Source organism: Actinomadura geliboluensis, assembly GCF_043197915.1.
Classification (GTDB): domain Bacteria; phylum Actinomycetota; class Actinomycetes; order Streptosporangiales; family Streptosporangiaceae; genus Spirillospora; species Spirillospora geliboluensis.
Window position 1 is genome coordinate 346,760 of the sequence record NZ_JBICUA010000009.1, and the last position, 15,973, is coordinate 362,732.

The 15,973-nt window shown below is 73.4% G+C and carries 10 protein-coding genes; 7 read left to right on the forward strand and 3 right to left on the reverse strand.

Annotated elements, in window-relative coordinates:
• Positions 1 to 22 precede the first annotated feature (22 nt).
• Positions 23 to 1,198 carry a serine/threonine-protein kinase gene (locus ACGFI1_RS28765; RefSeq protein WP_392789638.1) on the reverse strand — a complete coding sequence of 392 codons (1,176 nt, stop codon included), beginning with the start codon at positions 1,196 to 1,198 and terminating at the stop codon, positions 23 to 25.
• A gap of 530 nt (positions 1,199 to 1,728) precedes the next feature.
• Here ACGFI1_RS28765 and ACGFI1_RS28770 point away from each other — a divergent pair.
• Positions 1,729 to 3,093, forward strand: a complete 1,365-nt coding sequence (locus tag ACGFI1_RS28770; protein ID WP_392789641.1) for a sensor histidine kinase — start codon at positions 1,729 to 1,731, stop codon at positions 3,091 to 3,093.
• 3 nt (positions 3,094 to 3,096) lie between these two features.
• Here ACGFI1_RS28770 and ACGFI1_RS28775 read toward each other — a convergent pair whose 3' ends face one another.
• Positions 3,097 to 4,605, reverse strand: coding sequence for an amidase (locus tag ACGFI1_RS28775; protein WP_392789814.1), 1,509 nt, complete (start codon positions 4,603 to 4,605; stop codon positions 3,097 to 3,099).
• Between the two features lies 1 nt (position 4,606).
• On the opposite strand from ACGFI1_RS28775, the gene ACGFI1_RS28780 reads away from it, so the two are divergent.
• The 5 genes from ACGFI1_RS28780 to ACGFI1_RS28800 all read left to right on the forward strand — a co-directional run bounded on the left by ACGFI1_RS28780 (position 4,607) and on the right by ACGFI1_RS28800 (position 10,783).
• Positions 4,607 to 6,109 (forward strand): carboxyl transferase domain-containing protein, encoded by a 1,503-nt coding sequence (locus ACGFI1_RS28780; protein ID WP_392789643.1) that lies wholly within the window; start codon positions 4,607 to 4,609, stop codon positions 6,107 to 6,109.
• 34 nt (positions 6,110 to 6,143) lie between these two features.
• Positions 6,144 to 6,881 carry a type 1 glutamine amidotransferase gene (locus tag ACGFI1_RS28785; protein ID WP_392789645.1) on the forward strand — a complete coding sequence of 246 codons (738 nt, stop codon included), beginning with the start codon at positions 6,144 to 6,146 and terminating at the stop codon, positions 6,879 to 6,881.
• Complete coding sequence (locus ACGFI1_RS28790) at positions 6,850 to 7,467, forward strand: class I SAM-dependent DNA methyltransferase (RefSeq protein ID WP_386873867.1); 618 nt, start codon at positions 6,850 to 6,852, stop codon at positions 7,465 to 7,467. Before ACGFI1_RS28785 ends, ACGFI1_RS28790 begins: the two co-directional genes overlap by 32 nt.
• Positions 7,468 to 7,522: 55 nt before the next feature.
• Positions 7,523 to 8,485, forward strand: a complete 963-nt coding sequence (gene sigJ / locus ACGFI1_RS28795) for an RNA polymerase sigma factor SigJ (RefSeq protein WP_392789647.1) — start codon at positions 7,523 to 7,525, stop codon at positions 8,483 to 8,485.
• Between the two features lie 117 nt (positions 8,486 to 8,602).
• Complete coding sequence (locus ACGFI1_RS28800) at positions 8,603 to 10,783, forward strand: MMPL family transporter (RefSeq protein ID WP_392789649.1); 2,181 nt, start codon at positions 8,603 to 8,605, stop codon at positions 10,781 to 10,783.
• Between the two features lie 60 nt (positions 10,784 to 10,843).
• Here the strand turns inward: ACGFI1_RS28800 and ACGFI1_RS28805 are convergent, their stop codons facing one another.
• Positions 10,844 to 11,080 (reverse strand): hypothetical protein, encoded by a 237-nt coding sequence (locus tag ACGFI1_RS28805; protein ID WP_392789651.1) that lies wholly within the window; start codon positions 11,078 to 11,080, stop codon positions 10,844 to 10,846.
• Positions 11,081 to 11,732: 652 nt separating this feature from the next.
• On the opposite strand from ACGFI1_RS28805, the gene ACGFI1_RS28810 reads away from it, so the two are divergent.
• A complete protein-coding gene (locus ACGFI1_RS28810) occupies positions 11,733 to 15,860 on the forward strand; it encodes a LamG domain-containing protein (RefSeq protein WP_392789653.1) in 4,128 nt (1,375 codons plus the stop codon).
• The last annotated feature ends 113 nt before the right edge of the window (positions 15,861 to 15,973 follow it).

Genomic DNA, 15,973 nt, shown 5'->3' on the forward strand with positions numbered 1-15,973 from the left:
ATCTGACGAAGCACCCGACGGCTCAGCCGCGCTTGTGCCTGCCTTTGTGCCCGGCGTGCCGCGCTTTGTGCTTCGCCCTGTGCGCCCTCGTCGGCATGACCGACGCCGTCGGTGTCGACCGGATGTGGGCGGACGGGGCGGCCGGGGCGTCCCCCCGGCCCTGCGCGAGCCCCGCGATGATGGCGCCGACCAGGACGGTCCCGGCGGCGGCGCCGACGCCCGCCAGGAACCGGGTCCGGGTGGACGAGGCGGTGCCGTCCATGCCGGGCGGCGTGAACGCCCTCGTGTCGGCCCCCGCCCGGTCCGCCGGGCGGGGCCGGCTCGTCGGGGCCGGCGTGCGGCGCGGCCGCGGCGGGCCCGCGTCCGGCCAGCCGCCGACGTGCGGCTGCGCCTGCGGCTGCTCGACGAGCGCGAGCAGCAGGTCGGACGCCGTGGGACGGGCGGCGGGGTCGGGGGCGAGCGCGGCCCGGACGGCTGGGACGAGCGGCTCCGGCAGCCCGTCCAGGTCGGGTTCCCCGGTGCGCAGCGTCGCGGGGTCGCCGCCGATCGGCATCTGGCCCGTCCCGGCGTGCGCGATGAGGCAGCCCCAGGCGAAGATGTCGGCGGCCGGGGTCGCGGGCCCGCCGACGAGCACCTCGGGCGCCATCCAGCCGGGGGTGCCGAGGACCTGCCCGGACGGCCCGGCCGCGGCCGCGGAGTCCGGTTCGCTGGCGATGCCGAAGTCGATGACGCGGCAGCCGGACAGCGTCAGCATCACGTTGGCGGGCTTGAGGTCGCGGTGCACGAGCCCGGCGGCGTGGATCGCGGCGAGCGCGGACGCGACGCCGACGGCGACGCCGTGCAGGTCGGCGGGCGGCAGCGGCCCGTCATGGACGAGCCGGTCGTGCAGCGAGACGCCGCCGACGTAGTCGGTGACGAGGTAGGGCCGCCCGTCCTCCTCACCGTGCGCGAGGACGCGCGCGGTGCAGAACGACGCGACCCGGCTCGCGAGGTACGCCTCGTCCTTGAACCTGCGTCGGTGGACGGGGTCGACGGCGAGATGCGGATGGATCGTCTTCACCGCGACGCGTCCCCCGGACTCGGGGTCGGCGCCGAGGTAGACCGTCCCCATGCCGCCCGAGCCGAGCCTGCCGAGCAGCGTATGCCCGGCGACCTCGCGCGGGTCGGCGGGTTCGAGCGGTCTGATGTCTCCGTCCATGGGGTGTACCCGGCTCCCTCAGGTTTCCTCGCTCCCTCAGGTGTCTCCGGACCCTCCATCCCCGTTCGGAGGAAGATTATGGCCCCTTCCAGCAGGAAGTGCGGAAACGTGATCGTCACGTCGATGTAGCACGGCGTGCACCGGAGGCGTGCAGAGTAGGGGTCAGTCGGCGGCACGGCCCGGCCCCCCGCGATCCTCCTCGGCGGGCGCGACGGGCGGCCGGCGGCACCGAAGGCGGTGCCCGCGCGGGCGGCTCCCCAGGGGTGGGAGGCGCCGTCCGCGCGGGCGCCGGTCCCGCTCCGCGGTGAGGCTCCGGTTCGCTCGGCAGCGGGGGTTCCGGTCCGCTTCGCGGTGAGGTTCCGGTCCCGCCGGGCGGCGAGGTTTCGCCCCGGACCGGCCAGGTAAGAACCTGTTCTGCGTCACACCCCCCCGGCGCCGGGACGCGGCGCGTACGGCGGCCAGGCCGCGGTCCGGCAGGCCCCGCTCGCGGTCCGGCACGGACCACGAGCCGCAAGGGGGAGGGGCGCCGGGTGCGGAGACTCGGGGGCTGGCTGTCGCCGTCGCGCTGGTCCGTGCGGACCCGCGTGAGCGCCGTCGCCACCCTCATCGTGGGGCTGCTCCTGGTCGCCGGCGTCCTGCTCTTCTACCAGGCCGTGCGGTACACGGTGTACCAGGGGCTGCGCGAGCGGGGCGGCTTCGTCGCCGCCGACCTCGCCACGCTCGTGCGCACGACGGACCCGCGCGGCATCCTGCACGTCAACGACCCCGACTTCACGCTGCTCCAGATCGTGAGCGGCGAGGGCGGCGTCCTCGCGGCGAGCGAGTCCTTGCGGGGCCGCGGCCCGCTGCGGCTGCCGGTCTCGCCGGTGCCGGGCCGCCGCGAGTACACCACCGTCCAGATGGCCGACAAGGGCGGTGTCTACTTCGTCTCCGAGCGGGTGCGGGCCCCCGAGGGCGAGCGGATCGTCTACGCCGGCGCGCCGATCACCGAGTTCACCCGGTACCGGGGGCTGTTCACGGCGCTGCTCGTGCTGTCGGTGCTCGTCGCGACCGGCGCGGTCGGCTGGGTCGTGTCGCTGGCGGTGCGGCGGGCGCTGCGGCCGGTGCGGGTGATGAGCGCGGAGCTGGCGGAGATCACCGGTGGCGAGCACGACCGGCGGGTCAGCGTGCCGAGCCCGAACGACGAGGTGTCCGACCTCGCGGAGTCGGTGAACGTGACACTGAACCGGCTCGCGGACGTCATGGCCCGGCAGCGCGCGTTCGTCGCGGACGTCTCGCACGAGCTGCGCAGCCCGCTGACCGGGCTGCGCGCCCAGCTGGAGGTCGCGCTGGAGCATCCCGAGGACGAGGACTGGCCCGCGGTCGCGCGGGCGGCGCTCGGCGACGCTGACCGGCTGCAGGGGATCGTCAGCGACCTGCTCATCATGGCGAAGCTCGGCGCCGGCGTGCAGGTCGAGCGGGAGCGGGTCGACCTCGGCGCGCTGGTGCGGGGCGAGGCGGCCGCGCGGTCGCGGCGGATCCCGGTGGAGATCGACACCGAAGAGGGCGTCGTGGTGCCGGCCGCCCCGCACCACCTGGTCCGGGTGCTGACGAACCTGCTCGACAACGCCGAGCGGCACGCGCGGTCGCGGGTGTGGGTGACGGTGGCGGCGGACGGGCCGGACGCCGTGCTGGAGGTCCGCGACGACGGCGCGGGCATCCCCCCGGCCGACCGCGAGCGGATCTTCCGCCGCTTCCAGCGGCTCCCCGAGGCCCGGGCGCGGGACGCCAGCGGTACCGGGCTCGGCCTGACGATCTCCCGCGACATCGCCCGCGCGCACGGCGGCACGCTCGTCGCCGCCGACAGCGACCAGGGCGCCCGGTTCGTGCTGCGGATCCCGCTGGACCGGCCGTAGCCGCTACGCGAGCGGCGGGCGGCGCGCGGCGTGCCCCGTCGCCTGCTCGAATGCGTGCCCGAGCCGCAGGACGTCGAGGTCGGCGCGGTGCGGGCCGACGATCTGCAGCCCGACCGGCAGCCCGACCGGCAGCCCGCCGGGCCCGGCGGAGGTGAACCCGGCGGGCACCGACAGCGCGGGGCAGCCGGTCGCGGAGACGAGGAAGCAGGAGCGCATCCACTCCAGGTAGTCGGGCATCGCCCGCCCCGCGACCTCGTCCGGGTACTCCAGGTCCGCGTCGAACGGCGGGACCTGGCTGACCGGCAGGAGCAGCGCGTCGTAGCGCTCGAAGAACTCGCGGACGCGGTGGAACAGCGCGGTGTGCAGGATCTCGGCGCGTCCGAGGTCGGCGCCGGTGAGGGACCGCCCGGCCTCGATGTTCGCCGCGAGGGACGGCTTGAAGTCGCCGGGCCGCTCGTCCAGCAGGGGGCGCAGGGCGATGTCCCAGTGCCAGGCCCGCAGCGTCCGGAACACCTCGTCGGCGCCGGAGAGGTCGGGGCATGCCTCCTCGACGGCGCAGCCCAGCTCCTCGAACACCTTCACGGCGGGTTCGAGGACGGCGGTGACGGCGGGGTCGACGGGGACCGTCCCGCCGAGGTCGGGGGACCAGGCGACGCGGAGTCCGGCGGGGTCGCGGTCGAGCGGCCCGGCGAACGCCGAGCCGGGCGTGTCCAGCGCGATGGGGCTGCGCGGGTCGGGGCCGGCGAGCACCGACAGCAGCAGCGCCGCGTCCGCGACCTCGCGGGCCATCGGGCCCTGCACGCTCATCGTCGACCAGCCCGCCGGCACCGGCCACGACGGCACCCGCCCGGGCGACGGGCGGAACCCGACGACGTTGCAGAACGAGGCGGGGTTGCGCAGCGAGCCGCCCATGTCGCTGCCGTCGGCGAGCGGATGCATCCCGCACGCGAGCGCCGCCGCCGCGCCGCCGCTGCTGCCGCCCGCCGACCGGGAGAGGTCGTAGGGGTTGCGGGTGAGGCCGAAGAGCGGGTTGAAGGTGTGCGACCCGGCGGCGAACTCCGGGACGTTCGTCTTGCCGAGCGTGATGGCGCCGGCGGCCCGCATCCGCTCGACGACCAGCTCGTCCCGGTCGGGCACGTGGTCGGCGAAGATCGGCGACCCGGAGGTGGTGCGGACGCCGGCGGTGGCGTGCGTGTCCTTGTGGGCGACGGGCAGGCCGTGCAGGGGGCCGGGCGGCGCCCCGGCGGCGAGCCGTTCGTCGGCGTCCAGCGCCTGCTCCATCGCCCGCTCGGCGACCAGCGTGACGATGGCGTTGACCTGCGGATCGATCCGCTCGATCTGGTCGAGATGGGCCTGCACGACCTCCCGCGCGGACAGCTCGCGGGCGCGGATCCGGCGCGCCAGCTCGCGGGCGGGCGCGAAGCAGATCTCCTCGGACACGTGGCCTCCCCTTCTGCCGGGTACCTCCCAGTGTCCACCCCCGGCCGCCGGATGGCCCGCCCCTGCGGTCATCATGCTGGGAAGACCGAGGGGAACCGAGGGAAGGGGACGCGTGACGGAACATGTCGGCGCCCGCGAACTGCTGGGCCGCGTGCTGGACGGCGGCTGGACGTCCTGGGACGAGCCGCCCGCCGCCGCGCCCCCGCCCGGCTCGCGCTACGCCCGGGACCTCGCCGCCGCCCGCGAGCGCAGTGGCGGCGACGAGGCCGTCCGCACCGGGGAGGGCCTGCTGCGGGGCCGCCGCGTGGCGTTCGTCGTGTCGGAGTTCGGCTTCCTCGCCGGCTCGATCGGCCGCGCCACCGCCGACCGGATCGTCGCCGCCGTCGAGCGCGCCACCGCCGAGCGGCTGCCGCTGCTCGCCGCGCCCGCCTCGGGCGGCACCCGCATGCAGGAGGGGACGGCCGCGTTCGTCCAGATGGCGCGCATCACCGCGGCCGTCGCGGCGCACCGCGCCGCCGGGCTGCCCTACATGGTCTACCTGCGCCACCCCACGACGGGCGGGGTGTTCGCCTCGTGGGGGTCGCTCGGCCACGTGACGGCCGCCGAGCCGGGCGCGCTGATCGGCTTCCTCGGGCCGCGCGTGTACGAGGGCCTGCACGGCGAGCCGTTCCCGCGCGGCGTGCAGGTCGCCGAGAACCTCGCGGCCAAGGGGCTGCTGGACGCCGTGGTCGGCATCGACGACCTCGCGGAGGTGGCGTCGCGGGCGCTGAACGTCCTGTGCGGCCGGCCGCCGTCGGCGCCGGCGGCCCCGCCCTCCGCGGGCCCGCCTCCGGACGGGACGGCGTGGGACGCGATCGAGCGGTCCCGGCGCCCCGGCCGTCCGGGCGTCCGCGAACTGCTCCGGCACGGCGCGGCCGACGTCACCCTCCTGTCGGGGACCGGGCAGGGCGAGGCCGACCCGGGCCTCATGCTCGCCCTGGCCCGGTTCGGCGCGGCGCCGTGCGTCCTGGTCGGCCAGGACCGGCGCAGCCAGCGCACCGGCCACCCGCTCGGCCCCGCCGGGCTGCGGGTCGCGCGGCGCGGCTTGCGGCTCGCCGCCCAGCTCGGCCTGCCGCTGGTCACCGTGGTCGACACGCCCGGCGCCGTGCTGTCGGCGGACGCGGAGGAGGGCGGTCTCGCCGGGGAGATCGCCCGCTGCCTCGCCGACCTGATCACGCTGCCCGCGCCGACCCTGTGCCTGCTGCTCGGCGAGGGGACGGGCGGCGCCGCGCTCGCGCTGCTGCCCGCCGACCGCGTCCTGGTGGCCCGGCACGGGTGGCTCGCCCCGCTCCCGCCGGAGGGCGCGTCGGTGATCGTCCACCGGACCCCGGAGCGCGCGGCGGAGATGGCGGAGTCGCAGGGCGTCCGCGCGGCGGACCTGCTCCGCGACGGGACCGCCGACGTCCTGGTCGACGAGCGCCCGGACGCCGCCGACGAGCCGGAGGCGTTCTGCCGCCGCGCCGCCGCCGCGATCGAGGCGGGGCTGTCCGGCCTGGCACCGGGCGGGCCCGCCGCCCGCCAGGCCCGTTACCGGTGACCTGCCCGGGGAAGTACCCGGAGGGGAGGTTCCGTTGCGCGCCCTGCTCATCCAGCACGATCACGTGGCCCTGCCGGGACCGGTCGGCGACCGGCTGGCCGCCCGCGGGTATGACATCACCGAACTCCCCGTCGTGCCCGCCGGCCGGCGGGCGGCCCCGGACGTGCGGTGCGCGTTCCCCGACCCGCTCGGCTGGGACCTGATCGTCCCCATGGGCGCCCCCTGGTCGGTGGACGACCCGGGCGTGGCCTCATGGGTCGTCCCCGAACTCGACCTGCTCGCCCGCGCCCACGCCGCGGGCGTCCCGGTCCTCGGCATCTGCTTCGGCGGGCAGGCGCTGGCGGCCGCGCTCGGCGGCGCCGTCGAGCGCGCCCCGCGCACCGAGGCGGGCTGGGTCGCGGTCGAGACCGCCGACCCGGCGCTCGTCCCGCCGGGCCCCTGGTTCCAGCTCCACCGCGACCGCTGGCGGCCGCCGCCGGGCGCCGCCGAGATCGCCCGCACCCCCGTCGGCCCGCAGGCGTTCGCCATCGGCCGCTCGATGGGCCTGCAGTTCCATCCCGAGATCACCGCGGCGGGGTTCGCGCTGTGGCTGGCGGACGGCGCGGGCGCGCTCATGCGGGCCGCGGGCGCCGACCCCGACGCGGTCATGGCCGAGGTCGTGCGCGCCGAGCCGGACGCGGTCCGCCGCACCCGCTCGCTCGTCGACGCGTTCCTCGACCGGGCCGCTAGTGTCGGACCCCATGACGGAGACCGACACCCGAACGGCCTATGACGCCGTTGCCACCCTTTACGCCGACATGTTCAGCGACTCGCTCGCCGGCCTCCCTCTCGACCGCGCGATGCTCACCGCGTTCGCGGACCTCGTCCGCGGCAAGGGCCCGGTCGCCGAACTGGGCTGCGGCCCCGGCCACGTGACCGCGTTCCTGCACTCCCTCGGCCTGGACGCGTCCGGTGTCGACCTGTCGCCCGCCATGATCGCCCGGGCCCGCGCCGACCACCCCCACCTCGGCTTCACCGAGGGCACCATGACGGCGCTCGACCTCCCGGACGGCGGCCTCGCCGGCGCCCTCGCCTGGTACTCGATCATCCACCTGGAGCCCGCCGACGTCGCGCGCGCCTTCGCCGAGTTCCACCGCGTCCTGGCCCCCGGCGGGCACCTGCTCCTCGGCTTCCAGTCCGGCGGCGGGCACGAGCCGGAGGCGTTCGACCACAAGGTCGTCCGGGCCTACCGCTGGCCGGTCGACGCCGTCGCCGGCCTCGGCCGCCGCGCGGGCCTGACCGAGGTCGCCCGCATGCTGCGCACCCCCACCGAGATCGAGCGCTTCCCCGCCGGCAGCCTGCTCCTGCGCAAGGACTAGCCGCCTTGTCCGGGCGTGGTTGTCACACTTTCGGGCGCGACGTCGTCCTCCGGGCATGAGAGTCGCAGGAATCGGTGGGAGCGGTGCGCCAAGGGTCGGCGAGGCGGTGGACGCCGGGCACGACCGGGCCGAGCAGGGCGGCGTGACGTCCGATGATCTGGCGCGCGCGTTCCAGCAGGAGCGGGCCCGGCTGCTGCGCGTCGCCTACGCGACGCTCGGCTCGGTCGCCGAGGCGGAGGACTGCGTCCAGGAGGCGTGGCTGCGGCTGCGCATGCTGGAGGACCCGTCCGGGATCCGCGACCTGCGGGGCTGGCTGATCAGGACCGTCGGGCGGCTGGCACTGGACGCGCTCGGCAGCGCCCGGGCGCGGCGCGAGCGCTATGTCGGCACCTGGCTGCCCGAGCCGCTGGTCGCGGAGACCGGCGCGGACCCGGCCGAGCGGGTCACCCTCGACGAGTCGGTGAGCATGGCGCTGCTGCTCGTGCTGGAGAGCCTGTCGCCGGCCGAGCGCGCGGCGTTCCTGCTGCACGACGTGTTCTCGATGACCTTCGAGGAGGTCGCCGAGGTGGTCGGCCGGACGCCCGCCGCCGTCCGGCAACTGGCCTCGCGCGCCCGCCGGCACGTCGCGGCGGGCCGGCCGCGGTTCCCGCCCACCCCGCAGGAGCAGCGCGCGCTGGTGGAGGCGTTCGCCGCCGCGTGCCAGGGCGGCGACCTCGACGCGCTCACCCGGCTGCTCGACCCGGACGTGGTGTGCCGCGGCGACGGCGGCGGCAAGGTCAGCGCCGTCCCCGGCGAGGTGCTCGGCGCCGACCAGGTCGCGCGGCTGCTGCTGTCGTTCACCCGCGGCGCGCGGCTGGACGTCCGCGTCGCCATCGTCAACGGCATGCCGGGCCTGGTCCTGCGGGCCGTGGACGACGTGCTGTCGGTCGCCTCCTTCACTGTGGACGGCGGGCGGATCACCTCGGTCGACGTGATCCGCAACCCCGACAAGCTCGCCTACGTGTCGGTCCCCGACTGACGATCCCATCTCGCTGAGGCTCCGGCCGCCGCACCGGCGGCCGGGCCCGCATCACCGCACCCTCGTGCGGTCACTCACCGCATTCATATCAGTTCAATCCGTGATTGGGAAGGTGTCATGACGTTCACCGAGGAACGGCGGACCGCGACCGCCGCCGCGCACCCGGCAGGGGTGTTCGGCCGGGTCGCCGCCTTCGCGCACCGCCGCCGCTGGCTCGTCCTGATCCTGTGGACCGCCGTGCTGGCCGGGATCTGGGGGGCCGCGTCCCTCAGCGGCGACGACTACCGCGAGGACTACGCGCTGCCGGGGACCGAGTCGCAGCGCGCGGCCGACCTGCTCACCGCGCACGGGTCCGGCCGCGCCGGCGACACCGTGCAGATCGTCCTGCACCGCGACGCGGGCCTGGCCGACCCGGTCACCCGCGCCCGCGTGACCGGCATGCTCGACAAGGTCGCCGGACTTCCGGTGATCGCGCAGGTCCACGCCCCGTACGCGGACGCGTCCGCGATCGCGCCCGGCGGCACCACCGGCTACGCCACCGCGATGCTCAAGGTCCCCGCGAAGGAGGTGACCCGCGCCGACGCCGAGAAGCTCTTGGAGACCGCGCAGGCCGCCGCGGGCGACGGCCTCCAGGTCGAACTCGGCGGCGAGCCGGCCCGGCTCCTCGCCACGGGCCAGGGCGGCCTGGCCGAGGGCGCCGGCATCCTCGCGGCACTGGTGATCCTGGTGGTGATGTTCGGCACCGCGGTCGCCGCGGGCCTGCCGATCCTGACCGCGGTGTTCGCCGTCGGCTCGACGCTCGGCGCGATCATCCTCGCCTCGCACCTGTTCACGATCGCCGACTGGACGCCGTACGTGATGATGCTCGTCGGGCTCGGCGTCGGCATCGACTACGCGCTGCTGGTCTTCGCCCGCTACCGCGCGGAACTGGTGAACGGCGCCACCTCCGAACGCGCCACCACGACGGCGCTGGACATCGCGGGACGCTCGGTGTTCTTCGCCGGCTGCACCGTGATCCTCGCGCTGCTCGGCCTGGTCGCCCTCGGCCTGGGCGCGCTGCGCGGCATGGCGGTGTCGGTCGCGCTGACCGTCCTCGCCACGATGCTCGCCTCGCTCACCCTGCTGCCCGCCCTGCTCGGCCTCTTCGGCCGGCGCTTCGCCCGCGTCTTCCCCGCCCGCGCCGCCCGCCGCGCGGCCCGCGGCCGCGCCGAGGAGGGCGCCATGTGGCGCCGCGTCGGGACCGCCGTGCAGCGCCGCCCCCTCGCCGCCCTGCTCGTCGGCGGCGTGCTGCTGGGCGCCCTCGCCGCACCGGCCCTCGGCATGCGGCTCGGCTTCGCCGACGCCGGCAACGACGCCCCGGACACCACCAGCCGCAAGGCGTACGACCTGCTGGCGGAGGGCTTCGGGCCCGGGTTCAACGGCCCGCTCATGCTCGTCGCGGACGGCGGCAGGGACGGCGCGGAGCAGGCGGCCGCCGCCGCGTCCCGCGCCCTCGCCGGCACCTCCGGCGTCCGCGCCGCGGCCGCTCCCGTGCCGTCCGCCGACCGGCGGATCGCGACCGTCCTCGTGTACCCGACGACGTCCCCGCAGGCGAAGGAGACCTCCGACCTGGTCTCCCGGCTGCGCGGCGACGTCCTGCCGCGGCTGGAGGCGCAGACCGGCGCGCGGTACGCCATCGGCGGGACGACCGCCGCCGCCGAGGACTACGCGGCCAAGGTCGCCGACCGCATGCCGCTGTTCGTCGCCATCGTCGTCGGCCTGTCGCTGCTCCTGCTCATGATGGTGTTCCGGTCGGTGCTGATCCCGCTGAAGGCGGCCCTGCTGAACCTGCTCAGCATCGGCGCGGCGCTGGGCGCGATGACGCTGGTGTTCCAGCACGGGCTGTTCGGCGTCGAACCCGCCCCCATCGAGGCGTACCTGCCGGTGATGGTGTTCGCCGTGGTCTTCGGTCTGTCCATGGACTACGAGATCTTCCTGGTCTCCCGGATGCGCGAGGAGTGGAAGCGCACCGGCGACGCAGCGCTCGCCGTCCGCGAGGGCCTCGCCCACACCGGTTCGGTCATCACCGCCGCCGGCGCCATCATGATCGTCGTCTTCGGCGCGTTCATGCTCAGCCCCGAGCGGCTGCTGCAGCAGACCGGCTTCGGCATGGCGGTCGCCGTCTTCGTTGACGCCGTCATCATCCGCTGCCTGCTCGTCCCCGCCGCCATGCGCCTGCTCGGCCGCCGCGCATGGTGGCTTCCCCGCCCGCTGGCCCGGGTGCTCCCCGAAGTGCAGATCGAGAAGCACGGGACCTGATCCGGCGCGGCACAGGACGGGCCCCGGCGGCGCACACGCGCCGCCGGGGCCCGTTCACTGTCAGGGGCGGTCGTCCGCTGGGGGAGGGGCATCCGAGGGGGCGGCCTCGGCAGGTGTTCTGCGATTCCAGGGCCGCGTCCGCCGCAGCCGCCGCCTGCCGCGATGACCGCGCGGCACCAGCGACGCGACGACCACGGCCGCTCCGACGGCGGCGAACACGGCGAGCACGCCGGTGGTGAGGAGGTGCAGCCGGCACGTCCGCGCGGCGCTCCCGCACACGGGATCCGGCACGCTCACGGAAGGCACCGGGGTGTCGTCGGCCATGTCGTTCGCTTTCCTGCTCGTGGGGGCGCCTTCACTCTCACGTCACAGTTTGTCACAGCACGGCAACCCTGCGCATCGTGGTAATCCCGTACCGATCCCCCTCTCTGCCCTCGCGCATGACCGGCGGACGGTCGACTCTTCCTCGGCGGTGAGCCGGAGGGAGCTGGCGTCCGCCCGCGCGCTCGTCCCGATGCCGCACCTGGACGCGGCTCTTATGCCATTCTTCAATGCCGCGTCAAGGCAGTCTTCTCTGTCCGTTGCGATATGGGCACTTGTGGTCGCACAGAGCCCTTGCATGTGTGAATCAGCTGCGCTACATCGGCTTCACTTCCGCGCGAATATCAGCTGTGCGAAGCCGACGAGTCGCATGCTGTGATCATCTGAGTGGTGGCGATTAGGACATGACGTGTTACGTGCTCTGTCTGGTTTACCTGCTTGTGGTGTGATCTGAGTCACGGCGGGTTGGTTGTTGTGGGGTCTTTCTGGAAGTTGATCAGCGGGTTACCTTAAGGCGGCTTTAACAACCCTTTATGTGTGGGGGTTCTTTATGGGTCGTCGTCGGGCGGTTGATGGTGCGCGGGGTGCGCGGTTGTCGTTGTGGCGGCGTCCGGTGTGGTCGGCGCGGTTGGCGGTTTTGGTGCTGGTGGCCGGTGTGGTGCAGGTGCCCGGCATCGCGTCCGGGGTGTCGGGTGCGGTGGCGCGTGCGGACGCGCCCGAGCCGGCGCCGGCGGGGGTTGCGTCTGAGCGGGAGGCGGTCGCGGCGGCGGCCCGGTCGGGCAGGCCGGTGGAGATCTTGTCGCAGCGGGGTGAGTCGCGGACGGTGCGGGCGCTGCCGAACGGGCGGATCGAGGTCGAGCAGCGGCTGCAGCCGGTCCGGACCCGCAAGGCCGGCAAGTGGGTGGACATCGACACGCGGTTGCGCCGTTCGGGCAGTGGTGTGGTGCCGGCGGCGACCACGGTGGGGCTGGTGTTCTCGGCGGGCGGTGACGGCCCGATGGTGCAGATGACCCGGGCCGGTCGCACGCTGGCGCTGTCGTGGCCGCAGCCGTTGCCCGAGCCGGTGCTGGAGGGCGACACCGCGGTGTATCGGGGTGTGGCCGGGCCGGATGTGGATCTGCGGTTGCGGGCGAAGGCGGACGGGTTCTCCCATGTACTGGAGGTCAAGACCGCGCAGGCGGCCAAGGACGCGCGGGTGGCGCAGTTGGCGCTGAAGCTGTCGGCCGACCGGATGACGGTCCGGCAAGCGGGCAACGGGGTGCTCACCGCGGCCGACAGCGGGTCGGGTTCGGCGGTGTTCGAGGCGCCGACCCCGCGCATGTGGGACTCCTCCCACGCCGAGCCCCAGGGCGCGCAGGCCCGTGGACAGGCCGCCGACCCGGGCGCCGACCCGTCCGAGGGCCCGGCCGACGGCGCCAAGACCGCGCGTCTGGGTGTGGCGGTCGGCAAAGGGAAGCTGACGCTGACCCCAGACCGGGAGTTGCTGGCGGCCGGGGATACGAAGTTTCCGGTGTTCATTGATCCGGTGTGGACGACCAGCAAGGCCACCAGTTGGGGCATGGTGTCCTCGGGGTGGCCGGATGAGTCGTACTACAAGTTCGATGGGAAGTCGACCGAGGGTGTGGGCCGGTGTGAGGTGGCCAAGGATCCCAACTGTGTGAAGAACCAGACCAAGCGGTTGTTCTTCCGGATGCCGCTGCCGTCGATCAAGGGCCGCTACATCCAGAACGTGGAGTTCACGGCGTTTGAGACCAGTGCCTACAACTGCAGCAATCCGACGTCGGTGCAGTTGTGGCGGACGACGGCGCTGAAGTCGTATGCGACGTGGAGCAACACCAATTCCTCGTCGGTGTGGCTGGAGCATCTGACCTCGCGGGATGTGGCGTACTGCTCCAGGGCGCCGGTGGAGTTCGGCGGGGCCAAGCTGCGCTCGCACGTGCAGAGCGCGGTGAACGCCGGGAATTCGACGATCACCTTCGGGTTGCGGGCCTACAGCGAGTCGACGATGGACTGGTGGAAGCGGTTCGCCGATGACGCCTACCTGAAGGTGCAGTACAACAACCCGCCGCTGCAGCCCGACACCGACACCATGTTCGCCAACCCCGGCACCAAGTGCCTGCCGTCCGGGCAGCAGCAGACCGTCAACGACCTGTCCACGGTGTACGCCTACCTCAAGGACCCCGACACCGAGGACAAGAACAAGGTGCAGGGGCAGTTCACGCTGCACTGGGCCAACAAGGCCGACGGTTCGGACTGGGGCCCCAAGTGGACCTCCTCCCTCACCCCGGCCAAGACGTCGGGGAGCCGTTTCTCGGTCACGTTGCCGTCCACCATCCCGCAGCGCACCAAGATCGGCTGGGGTGTGCGCGCCTGGGACGGCGAGCAGTGGGGCCCCTGGTCCTACGACGGCGCCCAGACCGGCTGCTACTTCGTCTACGACCCCGCCGTCCCGGGCAAACCGACGGTCACATCGCAGGAGTATCCGAACGACGAGGCCTGGCACGGCGGGGTTGGCGAGAGCGGGCGGTTTATCGTCTCCGACTCCGAGCAGGTCGCCAACCGGTATGAGGTCAGTCTGAACGGTGTTCCTGTCCGGACGGTGACCACGACCAACGGGGCAGAGCAGGTGGTGGTACTAGCGCCGACCCGGTCGGGTCCCAACGTGCTGACCGTTCAGGCCTTCGCTCCGTCCAACCAGAACGGTCCGAGCTTCTCCTATGAGTTCCGTGCCAATGCGGGTGCCGATCCCGTGGCGCGATTCTCCCTGGACGAGGGTGCCGGTGCGTCCGAGGTGACCTCGACCGGCCCGGGACGGCCGGCGGTGCTGGCGGGATCCGCGGCCCTGGGGGGTGAAGGCAAGCACGGGACCGGGCTGTCCATGGACGGCGTCTACGGTTTCGCCGAGAGCACCCTGCCACTGGTCGACCCCGGCAAAGCCTTCACCGTGTCCGCCTGGGTCAAACCGACTCAGTACGGCATGGTGAACGTCCTGGCGCAGAACTCCACATTCCAGAGCGCCTTCCAACTCGGAATCGAGCCGGACGGTCACCCGGTCTTCAAGAAGCCGTCCACCGATACCAATGACGGCGGTGGTGCATGGCAGAAGGCCATGGACGATGCCCCGCTTCCGCTGGGGGCATGGAGTCACCTCATCGGTGTGTACGACCAGGCCGCCTCACAACTGCGGCTCTATGTGAACGGACAACTCCAGGCCACCGCAGGCGCGGGCACGCCGCTGGCGTCCCACGGCGCCTCCGAGATCGGCCGGAGCCTGTACAACGGCTCCTTCGCCAACTACTGGCCCGGCGCCATCGATGACGTCCAAGCGTTCGGCCAGGCGCTGACCGATGCGCAGGCCCAGCAACTCGCCGATGGCACCGCCCCTACGGGAGCGGCCTCGATCGCCCACTGGAACATGGACGAGCCGGCCGCGAAGAGACGGGTGTACAGCCCCATGGATCCGTGGAAGGCGACCCTTTACGGCGGAGCGACGCTCGGGAACGAAGGGCAGGCGGGCACCGCGCTACGGCTCGATGACACGACCCAAGGGCACGCCGGCACCGACCGTCCGGTCATCAACACCATACGCAGTTTCGCGGTATCGGCCTGGGTTCGCCTGGAAAAGGGAGATCGCACCCGCACGGTGCTCAGCCAGGACGGCACGAGCAAGAGCGGGTTCTACCTCAAATACGACGGCGCATACCGCAAATGGGCGTTCTCAAGGGTCAAGGCCGACTCCGCGGAGACCGGAACCTATCAAGCCTTCTCGAAGGAACCGGCCGTTCTGAATGCCTGGACTCATCTGATCGGCGTGTTCGACAAGAACACCGGGAAGCTGCAGATCTACGTGAACGGCGAGCCGGGAGTCGAGAGCCCAGAGGTCACTTCGGCCTGGCCGGCTCTGGGCGGATTCCAGATCGGGCGCAGCAAGTGGCTCGGCGACCAAGCCGACCACTGGCCCGGCCTGGTCGACGATGTGCGGGTCTACGACCGGATCGTCGGTCAGCAAGAGGCCGAGGAGATGGTCACCCAGCATCCGGTGCTGAAGGCCCGGTGGCTGCTGAACGCCGATGGTTCGGGTGAGACCAAGGATGGTGCGGGGCCGGGGCTGGTGCTGCGCAATGGTGCGTTCATCGATCCTGCGGCGGGGTTCAAGGGGTGGGCGTCGGCGGCGGGGTTGAAGCTGGACCCTGCGGTGAAGGCGTTCGCCGAGACGACCGGTCCGGTGGTGGCGACCAACGAGAGCTTCACGGTCGCCGGGTGGGTGCGCAACGACGGGCGGCCGCTGGCGCCGGCGACGGTGTTCTCCCAGCCGGGTGCGGCGACGAACGCGTTCGCGCTGCGTTATGTCCCTGGCGAGGATCCTGAGGAGCAGGGCGTCTGGCAGGTGGTGATGCACAACTCCGATGAGGGGTCGGCGCCTGCGCTGTCGGCGTCGCATTCGGGGTTTGTGGTGCAGGACTGGTCGCATGTGGCGGTGGTGTACGACGCGTTGCGCGACCGGGTCAGCCTGTACGTGGACGGGCAGTTGGAGCAGACCTCAGACAGCGTGTCCCAGCAGGACCAGGTGATCGGGTTCGAGGCCAAGGGCAACGGCGGGCTGCAGGTCGGCCGCACCAAGTTCGGTGCCGCCGACGGCAGCGAGTACTGGACCGACGCCCTCGACGACATCTGGGCCTACCAGGGCGCACTGACCACCGAACAGATCCAGATGCTGGCCGGCGGAGCCGAACTCCCCACCGACGACGGCCCCTAGAACTCGACATGGTTCGCCGTCCCCTGCCGTGGGGCGGCGAGCCACTCCTACCCATGTCCCTTCTCTCCTGGTGATCGCGTGATGCGCCCTCGACCGGGCGGTGGCGATGGAGG

Bases quoted from the DNA above. Each gene is read 5' to 3' on its own strand.
- ACGFI1_RS28800 (WP_392789649.1), top strand. From the start codon at position 8,603: ATGACGTTCACCGAGGAACGGCGGACCGCGACCGCCGCCGCGCACCCG.
- sigJ (WP_392789647.1), top strand. From the start codon at position 7,523: ATGAGAGTCGCAGGAATCGGTGGGAGCGGTGCGCCAAGGGTCGGCGAG.
- ACGFI1_RS28790 (WP_386873867.1), top strand. From the start codon at position 6,850: ATGACGGAGACCGACACCCGAACGGCCTATGACGCCGTTGCCACCCTT.
- ACGFI1_RS28765 (WP_392789638.1), bottom strand. From the start codon at position 1,198: ATGGACGGAGACATCAGACCGCTCGAACCCGCCGACCCGCGCGAGGTC.
- ACGFI1_RS28780 (WP_392789643.1), top strand. From the start codon at position 4,607: ATGCTGGGAAGACCGAGGGGAACCGAGGGAAGGGGACGCGTGACGGAA.
- ACGFI1_RS28775 (WP_392789814.1), bottom strand. From the start codon at position 4,605: ATGACCGCAGGGGCGGGCCATCCGGCGGCCGGGGGTGGACACTGGGAG.